General features: G+C 58.8%; 16 protein-coding genes. 9 read left to right on the forward strand and 7 right to left on the reverse strand.

What is annotated here, in order from left to right:
* Positions 1–23 precede the first annotated feature (23 nt).
* Together ACYZUD_RS31415 and ACYZUD_RS31420 are read left to right on the forward strand one after the other, a co-directional pair.
* Positions 24–800: a class II glutamine amidotransferase gene (locus tag ACYZUD_RS31415; protein WP_462021674.1), complete on the forward strand. Its 777-nt coding sequence runs from the start codon at positions 24–26 to the stop codon at positions 798–800.
* A gap of 12 nt (positions 801–812) precedes the next feature.
* On the forward strand, positions 813–1,355 hold the full coding sequence (locus ACYZUD_RS31420; protein WP_462021675.1) for a DUF2937 family protein: 543 nt from the start codon (positions 813–815) through the stop codon (positions 1,353–1,355).
* A 31-nt stretch (positions 1,356–1,386) separates the two neighbouring features.
* Here the strand turns inward: ACYZUD_RS31420 and ACYZUD_RS31425 are convergent, their stop codons facing one another.
* The 4 genes from ACYZUD_RS31425 to ACYZUD_RS31440 form a co-directional block, all read right to left on the reverse strand.
* Entirely contained in the window at positions 1,387–3,498 is a 2,112-nt protein-coding gene (locus ACYZUD_RS31425; protein ID WP_462021676.1) for a TonB-dependent receptor, read from the reverse strand.
* The gene (locus tag ACYZUD_RS31430; protein WP_462021677.1) at positions 3,495–4,718 is read right to left on the reverse strand and encodes an MFS transporter; all 1,224 of its coding nucleotides are present in this window, start codon (positions 4,716–4,718) and stop codon (positions 3,495–3,497) included. The genes ACYZUD_RS31425 and ACYZUD_RS31430 overlap by 4 nt, the downstream gene beginning before the upstream one ends.
* Positions 4,708–6,630, reverse strand: coding sequence for an IucA/IucC family protein (locus ACYZUD_RS31435; RefSeq protein WP_462021678.1), 1,923 nt, complete (start codon positions 6,628–6,630; stop codon positions 4,708–4,710). The genes ACYZUD_RS31430 and ACYZUD_RS31435 overlap by 11 nt, the downstream gene beginning before the upstream one ends.
* Before the next feature lie 122 nt (positions 6,631–6,752).
* Positions 6,753–7,670 (reverse strand): LysR family transcriptional regulator, encoded by a 918-nt coding sequence (locus ACYZUD_RS31440; RefSeq protein ID WP_462021679.1) that lies wholly within the window; start codon positions 7,668–7,670, stop codon positions 6,753–6,755.
* A 147-nt stretch (positions 7,671–7,817) separates the two neighbouring features.
* On the opposite strand from ACYZUD_RS31440, the gene ACYZUD_RS31445 reads away from it, so the two are divergent.
* From ACYZUD_RS31445 to ACYZUD_RS31460, 4 genes are all read left to right on the forward strand, one after another.
* Positions 7,818–9,104, forward strand: a complete 1,287-nt coding sequence (locus ACYZUD_RS31445; RefSeq protein ID WP_462021680.1) for an MFS transporter — start codon at positions 7,818–7,820, stop codon at positions 9,102–9,104.
* A gap of 74 nt (positions 9,105–9,178) precedes the next feature.
* Positions 9,179–9,931, forward strand: a complete 753-nt coding sequence (locus ACYZUD_RS31450; RefSeq protein WP_462021681.1) for a 5-oxoprolinase subunit PxpA — start codon at positions 9,179–9,181, stop codon at positions 9,929–9,931.
* Positions 9,928–10,632, forward strand: coding sequence for a 5-oxoprolinase subunit B family protein (locus ACYZUD_RS31455; RefSeq protein WP_462021682.1), 705 nt, complete (start codon positions 9,928–9,930; stop codon positions 10,630–10,632). Before ACYZUD_RS31450 ends, ACYZUD_RS31455 begins: the two co-directional genes overlap by 4 nt.
* On the forward strand, positions 10,629–11,549 hold the full coding sequence (locus ACYZUD_RS31460; RefSeq protein ID WP_462021683.1) for a 5-oxoprolinase subunit C family protein: 921 nt from the start codon (positions 10,629–10,631) through the stop codon (positions 11,547–11,549). Before ACYZUD_RS31455 ends, ACYZUD_RS31460 begins: the two co-directional genes overlap by 4 nt.
* A gap of 101 nt (positions 11,550–11,650) precedes the next feature.
* On the opposite strand, the gene ACYZUD_RS31465 is transcribed toward ACYZUD_RS31460, so the two are convergent.
* Both ACYZUD_RS31465 and ACYZUD_RS31470 read right to left on the reverse strand, forming a co-directional pair.
* On the reverse strand, positions 11,651–12,829 hold the full coding sequence (locus tag ACYZUD_RS31465; protein WP_462021684.1) for a vWA domain-containing protein: 1,179 nt from the start codon (positions 12,827–12,829) through the stop codon (positions 11,651–11,653).
* 21 nt (positions 12,830–12,850) lie between these two features.
* On the reverse strand, positions 12,851–13,696 hold the full coding sequence (locus ACYZUD_RS31470) for an AAA family ATPase (RefSeq protein ID WP_462021685.1): 846 nt from the start codon (positions 13,694–13,696) through the stop codon (positions 12,851–12,853).
* Between the two features lie 202 nt (positions 13,697–13,898).
* On the opposite strand from ACYZUD_RS31470, the gene ACYZUD_RS31475 reads away from it, so the two are divergent.
* Together ACYZUD_RS31475 and ACYZUD_RS31480 are read left to right on the forward strand one after the other, a co-directional pair.
* Positions 13,899–14,129, forward strand: a complete 231-nt coding sequence (locus ACYZUD_RS31475; RefSeq protein WP_462021686.1) for a DUF4160 domain-containing protein — start codon at positions 13,899–13,901, stop codon at positions 14,127–14,129.
* Positions 14,117–14,620 (forward strand): DUF2442 domain-containing protein, encoded by a 504-nt coding sequence (locus ACYZUD_RS31480; protein WP_462021687.1) that lies wholly within the window; start codon positions 14,117–14,119, stop codon positions 14,618–14,620. The genes ACYZUD_RS31475 and ACYZUD_RS31480 overlap by 13 nt, the downstream gene beginning before the upstream one ends.
* Here ACYZUD_RS31480 and ACYZUD_RS31485 read toward each other — a convergent pair.
* Positions 14,617–15,693, reverse strand: a complete 1,077-nt coding sequence (locus tag ACYZUD_RS31485) for a DUF748 domain-containing protein (protein WP_462021688.1) — start codon at positions 15,691–15,693, stop codon at positions 14,617–14,619. The two genes, ACYZUD_RS31480 and ACYZUD_RS31485, sit on opposite strands and share 4 nt — an antisense overlap.
* A gap of 126 nt (positions 15,694–15,819) precedes the next feature.
* Between ACYZUD_RS31485 and cysK the strand changes: the two genes are divergently transcribed.
* Positions 15,820–16,794 (forward strand): cysteine synthase A, encoded by a 975-nt coding sequence (cysK, locus tag ACYZUD_RS31490; RefSeq protein WP_462021689.1) that lies wholly within the window; start codon positions 15,820–15,822, stop codon positions 16,792–16,794.
* The last annotated feature ends 150 nt before the right edge of the window (positions 16,795–16,944 follow it).

Below are 16,944 nucleotides of genomic sequence, written 5' to 3' on the forward strand. Positions count from 1 at the left end.
TGCCTTGAAGCGAGAGTCCGAGCATGTGTGAGTTATTGGGCATGAGCGCCAATGTCCCGACCGATATTGTGTTCAGCTTCACCGGGCTGATGCAGCGCGGCGGCCGGACCGGTCCGCACCGTGACGGTTGGGGCATCGCTTTTTATGAAGGCCGCGGCCTGCGACTGTTCCAGGACCCGGCGGCGAGCAGCGAGTCGGAAGTCGCGAACCTGGTGCAGCGCTATCCGATCAAGAGCGAAGTGGTGATCGGGCATATCCGTCAGGCCAACGTCGGCAAGGTCTGCCTGTCCAACACCCATCCGTTCGTGCGCGAGCTGTGGGGGCGTAACTGGTGTTTCGCCCACAACGGCCAGCTCGCGGACTTTCAACCGACCACCAGCTTCTACCGTCCCGTCGGCGATACCGACAGCGAAGCGGCCTTCTGCGATTTGCTCAACCGGGTGCGGGCAGCGTTCCCGGAGCCGGTCGATATCGAAGTGCTATTGCCGGACCTGGTGGCCGCCTGCGCCGAATACCGCGGCAAAGGCGTGTTCAACTGCCTGCTCAGCGATGGCGACTGGCTGTTCTGCTATTGCTCGACCAAACTGGCGCAGATTACCCGTCGAGCGCCATTCGGCCCGGCGCGCTTGAAGGATGTCGATGTGATCGTCGATTTCCAGGCCGAAACCACGCCCAACGACGTGGTCACGGTGATCGCCACTGAACCCTTGACCGAAAACGAAACCTGGACCCGCTACGAACCGGGCCAATGGAGCCTCTGGCGACGCGGTGAATGCGTCAGCCAGGGCAAGACCGAATAAGGATTTCCCCTCATGTTGCTCAGTTATCTACGGCTGGTGTTGTTTGCAGCAGGCTTGTTGATCGGTGTCCAGGTGCCGGGGTTCATCAACGATTATGCCAAGCGGGTCGAAGCGCATCTGATTGAGGCACAGACCGGCTTGAGTGGTTTTCAGGGAACTGCCAATCAGTTCTTCAAGGGCGACATGCAGGCCTTGGTCGCCCATTACCGCGCCAGCGAAGACCCGATCTTTCGCAGCGATGCCGACAGCCTGAGCAACCTGCTCACCCGTCAGTTGGCCCTCGATAAACAGTTCCAGGCCATGCAAGGCCCGTGGTACATCCGTTTCCTGCAGGTGGCGCTGGCTGCCGACCCGGATATTCGCAAGGAAACCTGGAACGGCTACAGCTACCAGATCCTGCTGACGCCGGAAGCAATGATCTGGGGCATGAGCGGCGCGTTGTTGCTGTCTTTCGGGATTGAATGCCTGTTCCGCCTGATCGACTGGGTGGTGCTGGGCGGCAAGCGCTTGCGCCAGAGCCGGCCGATCGAAGATCGGGATGTGCGTGGGTTGTAAAAAAGCAGATGCCGGCTAACCGGCTCTTTTTTTACCAATCGATTGAGTAACTCATGCTTAACGTCCTGCCTTGCGCGTTCGCGTAGGGCACTCGGGCATTGGCTTGCGTGAAGAGGTTCTGGTAAGTGCGGTCAGTCAGATTGTACGCACCACCTTCCAGACGACCGACCGGCAACTGCATCGAACCAAGCAGGTCCACCAGCGTATAGCCGTGTATCTCGCGCCCGTTGTTGTCCTTGGCGGCGGCATCGTAACTGGACAGATGCATGCCTTGCAGACGCAGGGTGTAGTCATCCTTGGTATAGCCAACAAACAGCGTGGTTTTGGCAGGTGAGATACGGGTAGCCGGAAGGTCCGCCCATTTGCCTTTGTGCTCTGTCTCTCCTTTGGCCCAAGCGTACGTGCCACCCAACGACCATTGATCGGTCGCACGATAAGTCAGGCTGCTTTCGATACCGCGAATTCGCTCTTTCTGATTGATCAGACGTAATACGCGATCATTGGCATCGTAGAACTGGGTTACGCCGGAGGTGTTTTCATACGCAGTGATGTCGGCCAGCCATTGGTCCCAGTTGCCGCGCCAGCCCAGTTCGTAACTGTCGACTTTGATCGCTTGAGCATTGAGGCTCTGGATGTCGAAAGTACTTTTTACATCCCGCAAGAAGCGCTGGATGTCCGGCAGCGAAAACCCCTGACTGTAATTGACGAAGACGTCCTGGTTTTCGCTCAGGTGGTAAACCGTCCCCAGGTTGTACAGCGTGGCGTCGTATTCAAGAGTGTCGCCAGGTAACGTTGCACGTGTACCAGTCTGAACGATCTGACCGTAGGCAATACTGTCGAAGACTTCGCTTTCAATCCACTCGCGGCGCAACCCGCCGCGTAAGGTCCAGTCACCAATGTCCCAGGACATCTGTCCGAACAGCGCCTTGGTAGTTGTTTTGATATCCGGGCCCATTTCGTAGGTCGTGCCGGTCTTGGTGTAGGCCAGACCATTGAGCGTGTACTGATCACCGCGTTGGCGGGAGCGCTCGTGATCGTAGTCGGCGCCCCAGACCAGACTGCCCGTGGCGCTGCCGATTGCCGGCAAAGGCGTATCAATGGCCGCACGCAGACCGTAGACATCCTGCACGCTGTTGTTGTCAGCGATGCCCGCTTTGCCTCGCGCCAGGTCCGGGAAAAACAGAGCGTCAGCCCGGCGCCAGTAACTTTCCAGCTGCAGGCTCTGGTTGTAGAAGTCCTTGTCTGAGTAGTTAAGGTTGACGGCCTGATTATGCGTGTAGGGCTGATCGCCGAGTTTCAGCCCTTTGACCGCTACTGCTTGCTTCCGGTTTTTCGGGTCTTTGGTGTAGTGGGTGTCCTGCTGGTCCTTATAGTCTTGCAGCGACAGGCTGAGCTTTTTGTCGGCATCCAGTTCGAAACCGAATCGACCTTGCAGGTCATAGGTCCCGGTGTCCATGTTGCTGCCTTGAGAGGTGTCCTGAGGAATGCGCTTGCCATTGCCGTCGTATTGATCGTTGCGTTGGGTCAGGTCTGCGGAGACGTACCAGTCCAACGCTTCCTGACGTCCGGTTGCACTCTGAAAGATTTCATAGGCGAAACCTTTGCCGTTGAAATGGTTGCCGCTGGTCAGGCCCAACCTGGTGCTGTACGCGAAATCCTGTCCCTGATTTCGCTTGGTAATGATGTTGATAATGCCGCCTGAAGCTCCGGCACCGTAGACGCTGCTGGCGCCGGAAATGACTTCGATGCGTTCTATGCTGGCTGGCGCAATGCTGTTCAGCTGTCGGAAATTGTCTCGTGTGGCGTTCTGAGACACGCCATCTATCAGCACCAGCATGTTGCGCCCGCGCAACGTCTGGCCAAAGTTGCTCATCCCCCCACTGGATGGCGCAAGACCAGGGACCAGTTGCCCGAGGATGTCGGAGACTCGCCGACCCGCGCCGCTCTGTTCGCGAACTTGCTGTTCGTCGATGACTTGGACCGACCCGGGAATCGAGGCGATGCTCGCTTCATTGCGCGTCGCGGAAACGACAGTGGCTTGAATATCCAGGGTGCCGGGCTGCTGTTCAGTCTCATCAGCCGATAGAGCGGGGCTGAAGGCGCCGAGCAGGGGAATCAGATAGGAAAGTTTGTATTGGGTCATGGCAGTGTCTTTTTTTGTTGTGGTAAATGTGAGCGGATCAGGCCAAGGGGGCCGGTGTTGCGGTGACGTATCCAGCGGATCCCGAGAGCGGCCAGCACGTAGGTCAGCGCCACCAGCCAGAAACTGTGGGCGAGGCCTATCAGCCCCATGCCGGCACCACCGACAACAACGCCGAGCAGAGCGCCAGCTTTGGCGGCGCTATTGCCGAGGCCCAGGGCATATCCCTGAAGGTTTGAGGGGATGGTATTGGCGATCAGTGCATAGGCGACGGGAAGCAGCGCTCCTTGCCAGATGCCCCAGACCAGTCGACTGACGAGAAACCCAAGCCATTCGTTGGCCAGCGCTGTCGCGGCAAGCGTCAAGGCGCATAACCAGGCCACGCCTTCAATAACGCGCAAGGTGTGAGTCGTTTTCCAACGGTCGAAAAGGCGTCCCCATACTGGTGCGGAGAGGGCCAGGGTGGCGGCACTTGCTGCGTAAGTGGCCCCGATCAGCCAGTTTGGTGCCTGCAAAATGTTGTCGACGTACAAGGCGTAAAACGGTTGCGGAATCATCTTTGCGGCTTGAATCAGTACGATGATCAGCAACATTCCACCTAGCCAGCCTTTGGGCAGGGACACCGGCGCAGCAGGCGGGTTGTTCGCTCTCCGCGCTTTATCGGGGGGCAGGAAGAAGCTTCCCAACGCACACGCCAGACAGATCAGCGCCGCGCCATAACAGAGGAGGGCAAACCCTAAGATGTCCATCAACCAACCGCCCAGAATCGGGCCGATCAACGAGCCGACGGCGGTCGCTGATTGCAAGCGAGCCAGGGTATGACCGCGCCGCTTGTTGTCGCAGCAGGCAAGCGCGTAGGCTTGGGCGGCTGCGAGAAATCCAGCCAGCGCGCCTTGCATCACGCGAATACCGACCAGTAACCATGGGTCGAGGATGATGGCCGCCAATCCTTGGCAAATCGCGAGTGCCAGCAACGCTCGAACGAGCATCGGTTTATGCCCGGTGCGATCGCCCAATCGACCCCATAGAGGCGTCACGATCATGGCTGCAAGCATTGGACCTGCGTAGACCAGCGCCGATAGTAATGAGGTGTAGCCGGCGCCCTCAGGCTTGAGAAGATGCTGGATCTGCAAGGGCCAGAACGGGCCGCTCATTTCCATGGCGCCCATGGAAACGAACTGGATGATGATCAACAGGCGCAACGCGCGCCCGTCAGCGCGCATGTGTGCTTGAGCGCAACGGATTACTCAAGCGCCCGACGACATCGGTGTGACAGTCGAGCAAACGCATACGCATGAACGATTTGGCTGGCCAGTCCTGTTCCAGCAAGGCGCGGCGCTCGGTCTCCCAACGTTCCGGCTCGACGTGCTCGCGCAAGGCATCGAAGCATTGCGCTATGTGGGTCGCCATCCGATCCCAAAGGATGCTTTCAGGCACATCCCAGTGTCGCGCGCAGAGCAATGTCAGCTCACCGAAGTGGCACATGAATGTGGTGTGAAGAAGTTTGTCGCGAACGAATCCGGGGTCGTCGTAGAGGGTCATTGCCGGGTCATGCAACCGGATATCGAGGTCCTTCCCGTGCAGCGTTTTTCGATGGATGCGAATATCGCCAAAGTCGCGCAGCAGCAGTCGATTCAACTGCCCGTCAGCACTCATCACCATGAAGCTGTTCTGCTGGTGAGCTTCGAACGCCACGCCGTACATCAAGTACATACCCACCAGGCTCGGTACGGTAATCGTCAGGTAATCCTCGAAGAACGCCAGCATGGCTTCGCTGTCGTCACGGCGCTGAGCCAGCCGTACCCAGTCGCGCAGCAATGGTTGTCCGAATTCATTGACGGCGAACAGGCTGCCGACCGGGACAACTAATTCACCGTTTTTAACAAGGGTCAGCGGGTTGTCGCGAAAAAGCACCGCGACATGCCGGGAGCGTTCGTCATCGGTCGGTTGGGGGGCGTAGTGAACGCCGATGCGTTCCGGGAGGATGTTCAGCAGACGCTGAATACCGGGCTCTCGATCCAGAATTTTTAGAAGCAGTTGGCTGATGCGCGGTCCCATCCTGGCCGAACGCGGTGACACGGTACGCTGCACACTGGTCAGTCGCAATGACACCGGCAGTTTGACCATGGGCGCTGTTCGAGCGGTCTGGGGTATTACCGTTCGGAAGGACATGGTCGGATGGGCAGTGAACGCAACGATGTCCGTGATTATCAATCGGTGGTCAGCGAGTTCTTCTGCGAACGATTGAGGCAGTTCCTCATTGGCCTGCCAGGGATGTGAGGGAAGCGGGATGTAGTCAGAGACATCCAGACCGAGTTGTTCCAGATACTGCTGCAGTTGTTCGGCTGCTTGAGGGAAATGGGCTCGCCACCAGTCCAGATAGTCGGGGGTGCCGGCAATCGTTTCGACGTGGGCGAATTGGCGGTGCAAGGCGCAAAGTACAATCGGAAAACTCGCCTCGAATTCTGGGGAGAACGCGATGACCTGCGTGGCGCTCAAGCCCCGTTTGGTCTTGTAGTTCGGATGCCAGGGATGGCCAAGCGTGCCCCATTGTTCGAGCAACAACGTTGGATTCCAGGGGACCGTATCGGCTTTGAGCCACGCAAGCAGATTGTCATCGTGCTCGGTGTCGATTTGCTCTCTCAAACGCTCGGTCCATCCGTGATGAAACGCCAGGCACAAGGTGTCATTGCGGAAGCTGTCATCCAGCTCTTGGGCCAGGCGTTCGAGCACTTCCGCAGAGGCGGCGGGGGAGAAGTGGGTGCTCAGATGAGCGAGCAGCTCGCTGGGCAACTGAATTTTGTGTGGCATCTTGCCGGAGGCGTGGAGGACGATGCTGCCACGCAAGTCCCAACTGTCCATTCTTCCGCCAGACAGGTGATCGAAGCAAAGGTGCGCGTCATCCCCGACAGACAACCAGCAGCGGTCACTTTTGTCGTAGGTGCAAATATCGGCGGGGATCAGGTTTTCGCGAAACAGCGCCTGGATCAGGCGCTGGAAGCAGCGCTGTGCGGCGGGTTCAAGCGCGTTGCTCAAATGATCGACGGTGATGCGATGAGACTGGAATGCCTCGGTGCCAAGGGCTTCGCTCCAGTGTGAGAGCAACTGCTGCTGTTTTTGCGTGTAAGCGCGCATCGAATTCGACTCCTGTCGATAGTCGTTTAGCTGAAAGCGCGCAAAGAGTAATGTTTTGGAAAAGGATGGTAATGAGGGTGATTCCTATTGTCGTGTGGGAAACTTCTTGTTCCTCGTTCAATTCACGGTTTACTCAAAATGATGTAATCGTCACCCACCTTGCGCGCATACCCCTCCAACACCTGCTGACACAACGCAACAATCTCCTCGACCCACTCCACACCCACTCGCCACGACACCACCACCTGCAAATCAGGCGGGCGCTGATCGATGGCCAGCAAGGTCAGTTCCCCGCGCGCCAGTTCCTCGGCCACCAGCACCGGCGGCAACGCGCCGATACCGAAGCCATCGCGCAACAGGCGGGTAATCGCCGACACCGAGTTCACGCAATTCAGTCGTGGCGTCATGACGCCATTAGCCTGCATCAGCGCGAGGATGTCCTGATGCGGATGTGAGTTCTTCGAGTAAGTAATGATCCGCTCGCGAGCCAGATCGGTGATGCCTGAATATTCGCGGTTGTAGATCGAATTGCTGGCAACGATCCAGCCCATCGGATGGCTGGCCAGTTCCAGGCTGCGCACGCTTTCCTGGCGCAGCAGATCGGTTTGCAGGATCAGATCGAGAAAGCCTTTTTGCAGTTGATCGCAGAGATTGAGCGCGGTATCGGCCACCAGCTCGATTTCCACCCGCGGATAGTGGTCCATCATCTGCGCCACCAGCGGGCTGAGCCAGGTATGGATCACCGTGTCCATCACACCGATGCGCACCCGCCCGACCTTACTCGAGCGCGTCTCGATCGACTGCTTGAGGGCCTGCATGGTGTCCATCATTTGTTCGGCGTATTCGAGCACTTTCAAGCCTTCCGGCGTCAGGCTCACACCGCGTGAATCGCGCAGGAACAGCTTCACCCCGAGCTCGCCTTCGAGCACCGCGATGCGGCTGGAAATCGACGCCTGGGTGGTGAAGAGCTTGTCCGCCGTCAGGCGAAAACTCTTGAGTCGGGCGACCCAGACAAAGGTCTCAAGAAACTTCAGGTTCATGGGATAAAGTTTTTCTTATGCCTAAGGCGGGGTTTTATTAGTTGGACGTAGCAGGGCCGGGCGCCCAAAAATCAGGGCATCCGGTTCCCACGATAGGCGTCGTCGGGGCTCAGAACAATACCAATAAAATTTGCGCGGAGATTTGCCATGAGTGCGCCCGACACGCTCGACATCCCCAAGGCCACGGCTCGTCCGGGACCTTTCGACTGGTACCGCAACATCAATCAGCAGGAACGCCGCACCTTCTGGAGCTGCAAGATCGGCTATGGCCTGGACGGCATGGACACCCAGATGCTCAGTTTCGTGGTGCCGACCCTGATTGCCATGTGGGGCATTACCACGGGTGAAGCCGGGTTGATCCATACCAGCACACTGATCGCCTCGGCCATCGGCGGTTGGGTGGCCGGGATTCTTTCCGACCGTATCGGTCGCGTGCGCACTTTGCAACTGACGGTGCTTTGGTTTGCCTTCTTCACCTTCCTCTGCGGCTTCGCCCAGAACTACGAGCAACTGCTGATCAGCCGCACCTTGATGGGCTTCGGTTTCGGTGGCGAGTGGACCGCCGGCGCGGTGCTGATGGGCGAAGTGATTCGCGCCAAGGACCGTGGCAAGGCGGTGGGCATGGTGCAATCGGGCTGGGCACTGGGTTGGGGACTGACGGCGATTTTGTATGCGCTGCTGTTCTCGGTATTGCCACCGGAAGACGCCTGGCGTGCACTGTTTATCCTGGGCATCGTGCCGGCGATTTTCGTGATCTTCGTCCGCCGTCTGGTCAAGGACCCGGAGATCTACCGCGAAGCCAAGGCCAAGCAGGAACCGAGCAACCCGGCGAAGGTCTACGAGATCTTTGCCCCCGGCATCCTCTTCACCACGATTCGCGCTTCGGTGCTCACCACCGGCGCGCTGGGCGGTTACTACGCAATCACCTCATGGCTGCCGACGTTTCTGAAGAACGAGCGCGGTTTGAGCGTACTCGGCACGGGCGGATATCTGGCGATGGTGATCGTCGGTTCCTACGTCGGCTACGTCATCAGCGCGTATTTGACGGACATCCTTGGTCGCAAGAAGAACTTCATTCTGTTCGCGGTCGGCTCGTTCACCATCGTTTTGCTCTACACCCAATTGCCGGTCAGCAACGGCGTGATGCTGTGGCTGGGCTTTCCCTTGGGCTTCTTTGCTTCGGGGATTTTCAGCGGCATGGGGGCGTTTTTGACCGAGCTGTTTCCGACGCGGATTCGCGGCTCGGGCCAGGGCTTTTGCTACAACATCGGCCGGGCGCTGGCGGCGTTGTTCCCGCTGCTGATTGGTTTGCTCAGTCAGACGGTACCACTGAGCGTAGGCATCGGGGCTTTTGCGGCGGTTTCCTACGGGGTGGTGATCCTTGCGGCGCTGAGCTTGCCGGAAACCCGTGGCAAGCAACTCGACGCCGAGTAACTGATAATCTGCGGGCCTATTCTTACAAATATGTCCCACAGTTAAAAAGACAAGAAGCTACAGGAGTGTTCACCGTGAGCCGCCTGCTATTGAACTGCGACATCGGCGAGAGTTTCGGCAACTGGACCATGGGTCTGGACGCCGAGGTCATGCCCTTCATCGACTGCGCCAACATCGCCTGCGGCTTCCACGCCGGCGACCCGAGCATCATGCGCAAGACCGTCAGCCTGGCCCTGAGCAATGGCGTGCAGATCGGGGCGCATCCGGCCTATCAGGATCTGGTGGGGTTCGGCCGCCGCTCCATGACCTACACCGCCCAGGAACTTCAGGACATTGTGCATTACCAGGTTGGTGCCCTCGACGGCATTTGCCGGGCGCAGGGCGGGCGGGTCAGTTACGTCAAACCCCACGGTGCGATGTACAACGACATGATGGCCAACCCGGCGCAATTGCGCGCAGTGCTGCAAGCCGTGGCGTCTTATGACCGGACGTTGCCGCTGATGCTGATGGCCACTCGCGACAACAGCGCCGCGCAGCAATTGGGCGATGAATACGGCGTGACCCTGTGGTTCGAGGCTTTCGCCGATCGCGCCTACGACAGCGCCGGGATGCTGGTCTCGCGGCAACTGCCGGGATCGGTGCATCACGATCCGGAAAAAATTATCGAGCAAGCGCTGACGATCGCCCGTGGCGACAACCTCATCGCCAGCGACGGCAGCAGCTTGCACTTGCAGGCCAACACCCTTTGCGTGCACGGCGACAACGCCAGTTCGGTGGCGGCCGTGCGACGGATTCGCGAAGCCCTCGACCAGCAGAGCGCACCATGAAACCTCGGGTGGAAGTGGTGGCGCTGGATTGCCTGATGGTGCGTCTGTTCGATGAAATTGCCGAAGCGAACATGCCGTGGATGCTCGCTGCCAGCGAGAATCTGCGTGCTGCGTTCGCCGGGCATCTGATTGATCTGGTGCCGTCTTATACGACGTTGATGGTGCATTACGACCTGACGGCGCTGAGCCCGGTTCAGGCGCGGGAACTGATCGCCGAAGCCTTGATCGATCTGTCGCCCAACGCTGGCACCCGTGGAAAATGCCATGTGCTGCCGGTCTGGTATGACGTGAGTGTCGGTCCGGAGTTGAGCCTGTTGTCTCAGCGCAGCGGGCTGGCGGTGGATGAAGTGATTCGCCGCCACAGCGAGCGCGAGTATCAGGTGTTCGCGTTGGGCTTCGCCCCGGGTTTCGCGTTCATGGGGCTGGTGGAAGAAGTGCTGGCTGCGCCGCGTCTGAACACCCCGCGCAAGAAAGTCGCCGCCGGCAGTGTCGGTATCGCGGAACGACAGACGGCTGCCTATCCGGTGGTGTCCCCCGGCGGCTGGAACCTGATCGGCCGCACCCCGGCCAAACTGTTCGACCGCGAACGTGACGGCTACAGCCTGATGCAACCGGGCGATACGGTGCGCTTCGAAGCAGTCAGCCATGCCGAGTTCATCAACCTGGGCGGTGACGACACGCCATTGGAGGCGCAGGCATGAGCCGTCTATCGATTGAAGCGAGTACGCCGCTGTGCCTGTTGCAGGACGCCGGTCGTTTCGGCGTGCGGCATCTGGGCGTGACCCAGGGCGGCGGACTGGATTGGCGATCGATGTCCTGGGCCAATTGGCTGCTGGGTAACGGACTGGATGCACCCGTGATCGAAATCACCCTGGGCGGGTTTACAGTGGTGGCCGAGGACGATTGCGTGCTGGCGCTGGCCGGGGCGGATCTGGGCGCGCAAGTGGATGGCGAAGCGTTGGCGCCGTGGCGCAGTTTCAGGCTGAACAAGGGGCAGCGATTGCAGTTCACTCAGCCGTTGCTGGGTGCTCGGGCTTATCTGGCTGCACCGGGCGGATTTGATGCGCCAAAGGTATTGGGCAGCAGCTCGACCGTGGTCCGTGAGGAACTCGGTGGCCTGGATGGCATGGGCCGGGCGTTGGCCAAAGGAGCGTCGTTGAGCTACTCGGGGAACTCGTTGCTACTGCTGCGGGAGTTGCCGCGCGATCAGGTACCGGATTTCAAATCCAGCCCGCCGCTGGAGCTGGTGTTGGGTGCGCAGATCGGTGAGTTCAGCGGCCAGAGTTTGTACGACGCATTTAACCGTGCCTGGACCCTCGACAGCCGTGCCGATCGCATGGGTATTCGCTTGCTGGGGACGGCGTTGCAGTACCAGGGCAAACCGATGATTTCCGAAGGCATCCCGCTGGGCGCGGTCCAGGTGCCGCCGGATGGGCAGCCGATTGTGTTGCTCAATGACCGGCAGACCATTGGCGGCTATCCGCGGTTGGGGGCGTTGACGCCGTTGGCGTTGGCTCGGTTGGCGCAGTGTTTGCCAGGGGCAACGGTGAGGTTGAAGCCGGTGGTGCAGGATGTAGCGCATCGGGAGCAGGTCGAGTATTTGCGGCGATTCAGGTGAAGATCAAAAGATCGTCCGAACGCGGCCCGAACCTTCGGCAGCTCCTACAGAGATCGGTGCAGGAGCTGCCGAAGGCTGCGATCTTTTAGGCCGTCAAGCGGTTACTTGGAAAGAAACCGCATCCCTTCCTCAAGCCCCCGCAACGTCAACGGGTACATCTGGTCATCAATCAAATCCCGCACGATGTTGGTCGACGAGGTATAGCCCCAGGTGTCTTTCGGATACGGGTTGATCCAGATGAGCTTCTTGTACTTCTCCTTGAAACGCTGCATCCACACATAACCCGCTTCTTCGTTCCAATGCTCGACGCTGCCGCCGGCCTGGGTGATTTCATAAGGCGCCATGGCGGCGTCGCCAATGAAGATCACTTTGTAGTCGGCACCGTACTTGTGCAGCAGGTCCTGGGTCGAGGTGCGCTCGGAAGTGCGGCGCATGTTGTTCTTCCACACCGACTCATAAATGAAGTTGTGGAAGTAGAAGTACTCCAGGTGCTTGAACTCGGTCTTACAGGCCGAGAACAACTCCTCGCAGATCTTCACGTGCGTATCCATCGAGCCGCCGATGTCGAACAGCAGCAACAACTTCACGGTGTTGCGCCGCTCCGGCCGCATCTGGATGTTCAGCAACCCGGCATCTTTCGCGGTGTGGTCGATGGTGCCATCGATGTCGAGCTCTTCCGCCGCACCCTGACGAGCGAATTTGCGCAGCCGGCGCAGGGCAACCTTGATGTTGCGCGTGCCCAGTTCCACCGAATCATCGAGGTTCTTGTACTCGCGCTGATCCCAGACCTTGACCGCTTTGCCCTGGCGTTTCCCGGCATCACCGACCCGAATGCCCTCCGGGTTGAAGCCGCCGGAACCGAACGGGCTGGTGCCGCCGGTGCCGATCCATTTGTTGCCGCCGGTATGACGCTCTTTCTGTTCTTCCAGACGCTTCTTGAACTCTTCGATCAGCTTGTCCAGGCCGCCGAGAGACTGGATCTGCGCCCGCTCTTCATCGCTCAGGGAACGCTCGAATTCCTTGCGCAGCCAGTCTTCCGGAATCAACGCCTGCAGGTGATCGTCGAGTTTTTCCAGGCCATTGAAGTAAGCACCGAAGGCCCGGTCGAACTTGTCGAAATGCTTTTCGTCCTTCACCAGAATCGCCCGGGACAAGTAATAGAACTCGTCCATGTCGGCGAAGACCACGCGCTGTTTCAGCGCGTTGATCAGGTCCAGCAGCTCACGCACCGAGACCGGCACCTTGGCTGCGCGCATTTCATTGAACAGGTTGAGCAGCATGGCGATCGCCCTTATCGATACTTAGCGAGAACCGCGACGGCTCATGAACGCCAGGCGCTCAAGCAATTGCACGTCCTGTTCGTTCTTCACCAGGGCGCCGGCCAGCGGCGGAATGGCCTTGGTCGGATCGCGTTCGCGCAGCACCGCTTCGCCGATGTTGTCGGCCATCAGCAGTTTGAGCCAGTCCACCAGTTCGGAGGTCGATGGCTTCTTCTTCAGGCCCGGCACTTTGCGCACGTCGAAGAACACGTCCAGTGCTTCGCTGACCAGGTCTTTCTTGATGTTCGGGTAATGCACGTCGACGATCCGCTGCATCGTGACGCGATCCGGGAAGGCGATGTAATGGAAGAAGCAACGGCGCAGGAAGGCGTCCGGCAGCTCTTTTTCGTTGTTGGAGGTAATGATGATGATCGGGCGTTTCTTGGCCTTGATCGTCTCGTCGATCTCGTAAACGTAGAACTCCATCTTGTCGAGTTCTTGCAGCAGGTCGTTAGGGAACTCGATGTCGGCCTTGTCGATTTCGTCGATCAGCAGGATCACCCGCTCTTCGGACTCGAAGGCTTCCCAGAGCTTGCCCTTCTTCAGGTAGTTGCGAACGTCGTGGACCTTTTCGGTACCCAGTTGCGAGTCCCGCAGGCGGCTGACCGCGTCGTACTCGTACAGGCCCTGATGCGCCTTGGTGGTGGACTTGATGTGCCAGGTAATCAGCCTGGCGCCGAAGGACTCGGCCAGTTGCTCGGCGAGCATCGTCTTGCCGGTGCCCGGCTCGCCCTTGACCAGCAACGGACGCTCCAGGGTGATGGCGGCGTTGACCGCCAGCTTCAGGTCATCGGTGGCGACATAGGCCTGGGTGCCTTCGAACTTCATCTGCTAATCCTCGAACGGTAACGCCGTCCTGAACGAGGCAGGGCGGGGTGCAGTAATTGTAGTACCCGACTATAACGCGCTGCCCGGTCGACTGTGAACGCAGACGGCTTATTCAGTCTCTGAATGGGGCGTCACATCTTGACTCAGTCTCGGCGGCTGGCCAGTATTGAGCTATCGCCATTTTGGCGATAGCTTGCCAGGCATGTCTACTAAATACCGATTTCGCGATACGTACCGCATTCAGTTGCGCGAGAAGGATCATCCGCCACCCCATGTCCACCTGACCGGTGGCGGGCTCGATGTGATGCTCAGCCTGGAAACCGCCGAAGTGATGGTGGGCAAGGCGCCACCGCTGATAATCAAGGAAGCGCTGGAGTGGGTCAGGGCGCATCAAGTGCAATTGCTGGAGGACTGGAAACGATGTTACCCATGAAACGACCACGGCTGTCGGCTGTGCAGGCGTTGCCGGATTACCGCCTGGCGCTGACCTTTATCGACGGTCAGCAGCTCACTCTCGATTTGAGTCGCGATTTGCACGCCTTTCCAGGGTTACAGCCACTGCTGGAGGATCGCGCTTTCCACAGTGCAACCCTGGGCGACGATGGCTGGAGCGTCGAGTGGCCTGAACTGGACATCCAGATTGGCGCCGACACCCTGTATCTGGATGTTCTGGCGCAAAATGCCTCGGATGAAAACACCCGGATCTTCATTGACTGGCGCGCTCGCACCGGGTTACCGCTCAATCAGGCGGCCGAGGCGCTGGGTGTCAGTGCCCGAAGCATCTCCCGCTACAGCAGTGGCCGTGAAGCAGTGCCCCGATCGCTGGCACTGGCCTGTCTGGGTTGGGACTTCCTGCAGCAGCAATCGAGACCGGCACGGGCGGCGGAAGAAACCGGTCGCTATACCGTCACACATAAGCCTTAACCGGCATCCGGCTTGGGCCGCTCGTATCGGGCATTGAACGCCTGGACGAAACCATTACGTAAAATCTGCAAAAACGCCTGGAACGCGCTGACATCTTGTCGATGCACGTTGCCGCTCAATTCAACGCGAGTCGCAAACTGGTTCTTGCCCTGGTTTTTCAGCACGGTTTCGGTGCCGCCGACAATGGCCTCCCAAATGGAGCGGAAAAGTCCTTTGTCCTTGTTCTCTACATCCTGCTGCCAGTTGAACACGTCGACGTCCTTCAGCAGCGGCTTGATGTATCCCGTTAATTGAGCTTTTTTGGCCTGCGCCTCAATCACCACATCGCCGTGACCAGCATTGAAATCGAACTTGCCATAGGCCGAGGCGAAGTCGTTCATGCGTTTGAGTTCGATGTCCCTGGCCCGCAGCCGGAATTCGAAGTCTTCGAAATTGCTCAATGGATCGAAGGTCGCCGTGGTTTCCAAGGGTGCATGCCCCAGCAGTAACGCCTTGCCTTCGAAGCGAGCATCGCGCTTGCCTTCGGTGTCGACCACGTTGGTCAGGTTGTAAATACTGGCATTGACCTGGGTAGCGTTCATGTTAACGGGTGGTTTGGAATTGAAATTTCGAAAGCTGATCTTGCCATCGTTGATGCGCACTTCGTTCAAGGTTATCGGCAGCAACTTGCCCAGTTGCGCCCGCCAGTCGGTGCCCTGACCGGTCTGGGAGTTTTGCTTGTTGGCGCCGCCGTCGACGAAGTTCACCTCGGGGTTGATGAACTGCACCTCGGCCACGACCGCGTGGTCGTACCACAGCGAATGCCAACTGACGGAGAGGTCGATCAGCGGTGCGTTGACGAAGGGCACCGGGACCTTGCCGTCGACCTTGACGATTTTCAGGCCATTGATTTTGTAGGCACCGCGCCACAGGGCCAGGTCCACGTCAGTGATCTGGCCACGGTAGTCGCCCATGTCCGCCAGCTTGTCATTCAGGTAGTCGCGCACCATGTAGGGCAGGGCAATATTCAGGGCAATCAGTAGCACAACGAGACCGGCAAGCGTCCACAGGGGCCAACTGTATCGACGTTTCATGATGGCAAATCTCTGGCGATGTAAAGCCATTGACTGCGGGGGGCACCGGACGTTCGACTGACTGGACGACCACGAGCAACAGGCATACCGTGGAGGGCTTATTCAACGCTGTATAAGGACCCAGCCATGAGCCGTATTTTTGCTGACAACGCCCATTCCATTGGTAATACGCCGCTGGTGCAGATCAACCGCATCGCCCCGCGCGGTGTGACCATCCTGGCCAAGATCGAGGGGCGTAACCCCGGTTATTCGGTCAAGTGCCGGATTGGCGCGAACATGATCTGGGACGCCGAAAGCACCGGAAAACTCAAGCCTGGCATGACTATCGTCGAACCCACCTCCGGTAATACCGGCATTGGTCTGGCGTTCGTTGCCGCTGCGCGTGGTTACAAGCTGATGCTGACCATGCCGGCGTCCATGAGTATCGAGCGACGCAAGGTCCTCAAGGCATTGGGTGCCGAACTGGTATTGACCGAGCCGCCCAAAGGCATGAAAGGTGCGATCGAGAAGGCCGCCGAAATTGTTGCCAGCGACCCGTCTGCCTATTTCATGCCGGCTCAGTTTGAAAACCCGGCCAACCCGGCCATCCACGAAAAAACTACCGGTCCGGAAATCTGGAACGACACTGACGGTGCGGTTGACGTACTGGTAGCAGGCGTCGGAACGGGCGGAACCATTACCGGGGTTTCGCGGTATATCAAGAATACCCAGGGCAAACCGATTATTTCGGTGGCCGTGGAGCCGTTGGTGTCGCCAGTGATCACTCAAGCGATGGCCGGTGAAGAGATCAAACCGAGCCCCCACAAGATCCAGGGCATCGGCGCCGGTTTTGTGCCGAAGAATCTGGATCTGTCGATGGTCGATCGGGTGGAGTTGGTCAGCGATGACGAATCCAAGGCCATGGCCCTGCGCTTGATGCAGGAAGAAGGGATTTTGTGCGGCATCTCGTGTGGCGCCGCCATGGCTGTAGCGGTTCGCCTGGCAGAAACCCCGGAAATGCAGGGCAAGACCATCGTGGTGATCCTGCCCGACTCCGGCGAGCGCTACCTGTCGAGCATGTTGTTCAGTGATCTGTTTACCGAGCAGGAGAACCAGCAGTAGGAGCTGCCACAGGCTGCATCTTTGATCTTATGTAAGGGGGGTGATTCAGGTCAGCCCCCGTTCAGGAACCCTGTGTTAAGAAGTGCTTTATTGCGCAATCCTTAACACTGAATGTTGGGTTATGCGGGTTTTTCCCGAGGCCGGTAATGT

This window comes from Pseudomonas sp. XS1P51, from assembly GCF_054897845.1.

Coding starts and splice junctions, on each gene's coding strand:
- ACYZUD_RS31415 (WP_462021674.1), top strand. CDS start 24: ATGTGTGAGTTATTGGGCATGAGCGCCAATGTCCCGACCGATATTGTG.
- cysK (WP_462021689.1), top strand. CDS start 15,820: ATGAGCCGTATTTTTGCTGACAACGCCCATTCCATTGGTAATACGCCG.
- ACYZUD_RS31470 (WP_462021685.1), bottom strand. CDS start 13,696: ATGAAGTTCGAAGGCACCCAGGCCTATGTCGCCACCGATGACCTGAAG.
- ACYZUD_RS31445 (WP_462021680.1), top strand. CDS start 7,818: ATGAGTGCGCCCGACACGCTCGACATCCCCAAGGCCACGGCTCGTCCG.
- ACYZUD_RS31440 (WP_462021679.1), bottom strand. CDS start 7,670: ATGAACCTGAAGTTTCTTGAGACCTTTGTCTGGGTCGCCCGACTCAAG.
- ACYZUD_RS31425 (WP_462021676.1), bottom strand. CDS start 3,498: ATGACCCAATACAAACTTTCCTATCTGATTCCCCTGCTCGGCGCCTTC.
- ACYZUD_RS31455 (WP_462021682.1), top strand. CDS start 9,928: ATGAAACCTCGGGTGGAAGTGGTGGCGCTGGATTGCCTGATGGTGCGT.
- ACYZUD_RS31480 (WP_462021687.1), top strand. CDS start 14,117: ATGTTACCCATGAAACGACCACGGCTGTCGGCTGTGCAGGCGTTGCCG.
- ACYZUD_RS31420 (WP_462021675.1), top strand. CDS start 813: ATGTTGCTCAGTTATCTACGGCTGGTGTTGTTTGCAGCAGGCTTGTTG.
- ACYZUD_RS31460 (WP_462021683.1), top strand. CDS start 10,629: ATGAGCCGTCTATCGATTGAAGCGAGTACGCCGCTGTGCCTGTTGCAG.
- ACYZUD_RS31465 (WP_462021684.1), bottom strand. CDS start 12,829: ATGCTGCTCAACCTGTTCAATGAAATGCGCGCAGCCAAGGTGCCGGTC.
- ACYZUD_RS31435 (WP_462021678.1), bottom strand. CDS start 6,630: ATGCGCGCTTACACGCAAAAACAGCAGCAGTTGCTCTCACACTGGAGC.
- ACYZUD_RS31475 (WP_462021686.1), top strand. CDS start 13,899: ATGTCTACTAAATACCGATTTCGCGATACGTACCGCATTCAGTTGCGC.
- ACYZUD_RS31430 (WP_462021677.1), bottom strand. CDS start 4,718: ATGCGCGCTGACGGGCGCGCGTTGCGCCTGTTGATCATCATCCAGTTC.
- ACYZUD_RS31485 (WP_462021688.1), bottom strand. CDS start 15,693: ATGAAACGTCGATACAGTTGGCCCCTGTGGACGCTTGCCGGTCTCGTT.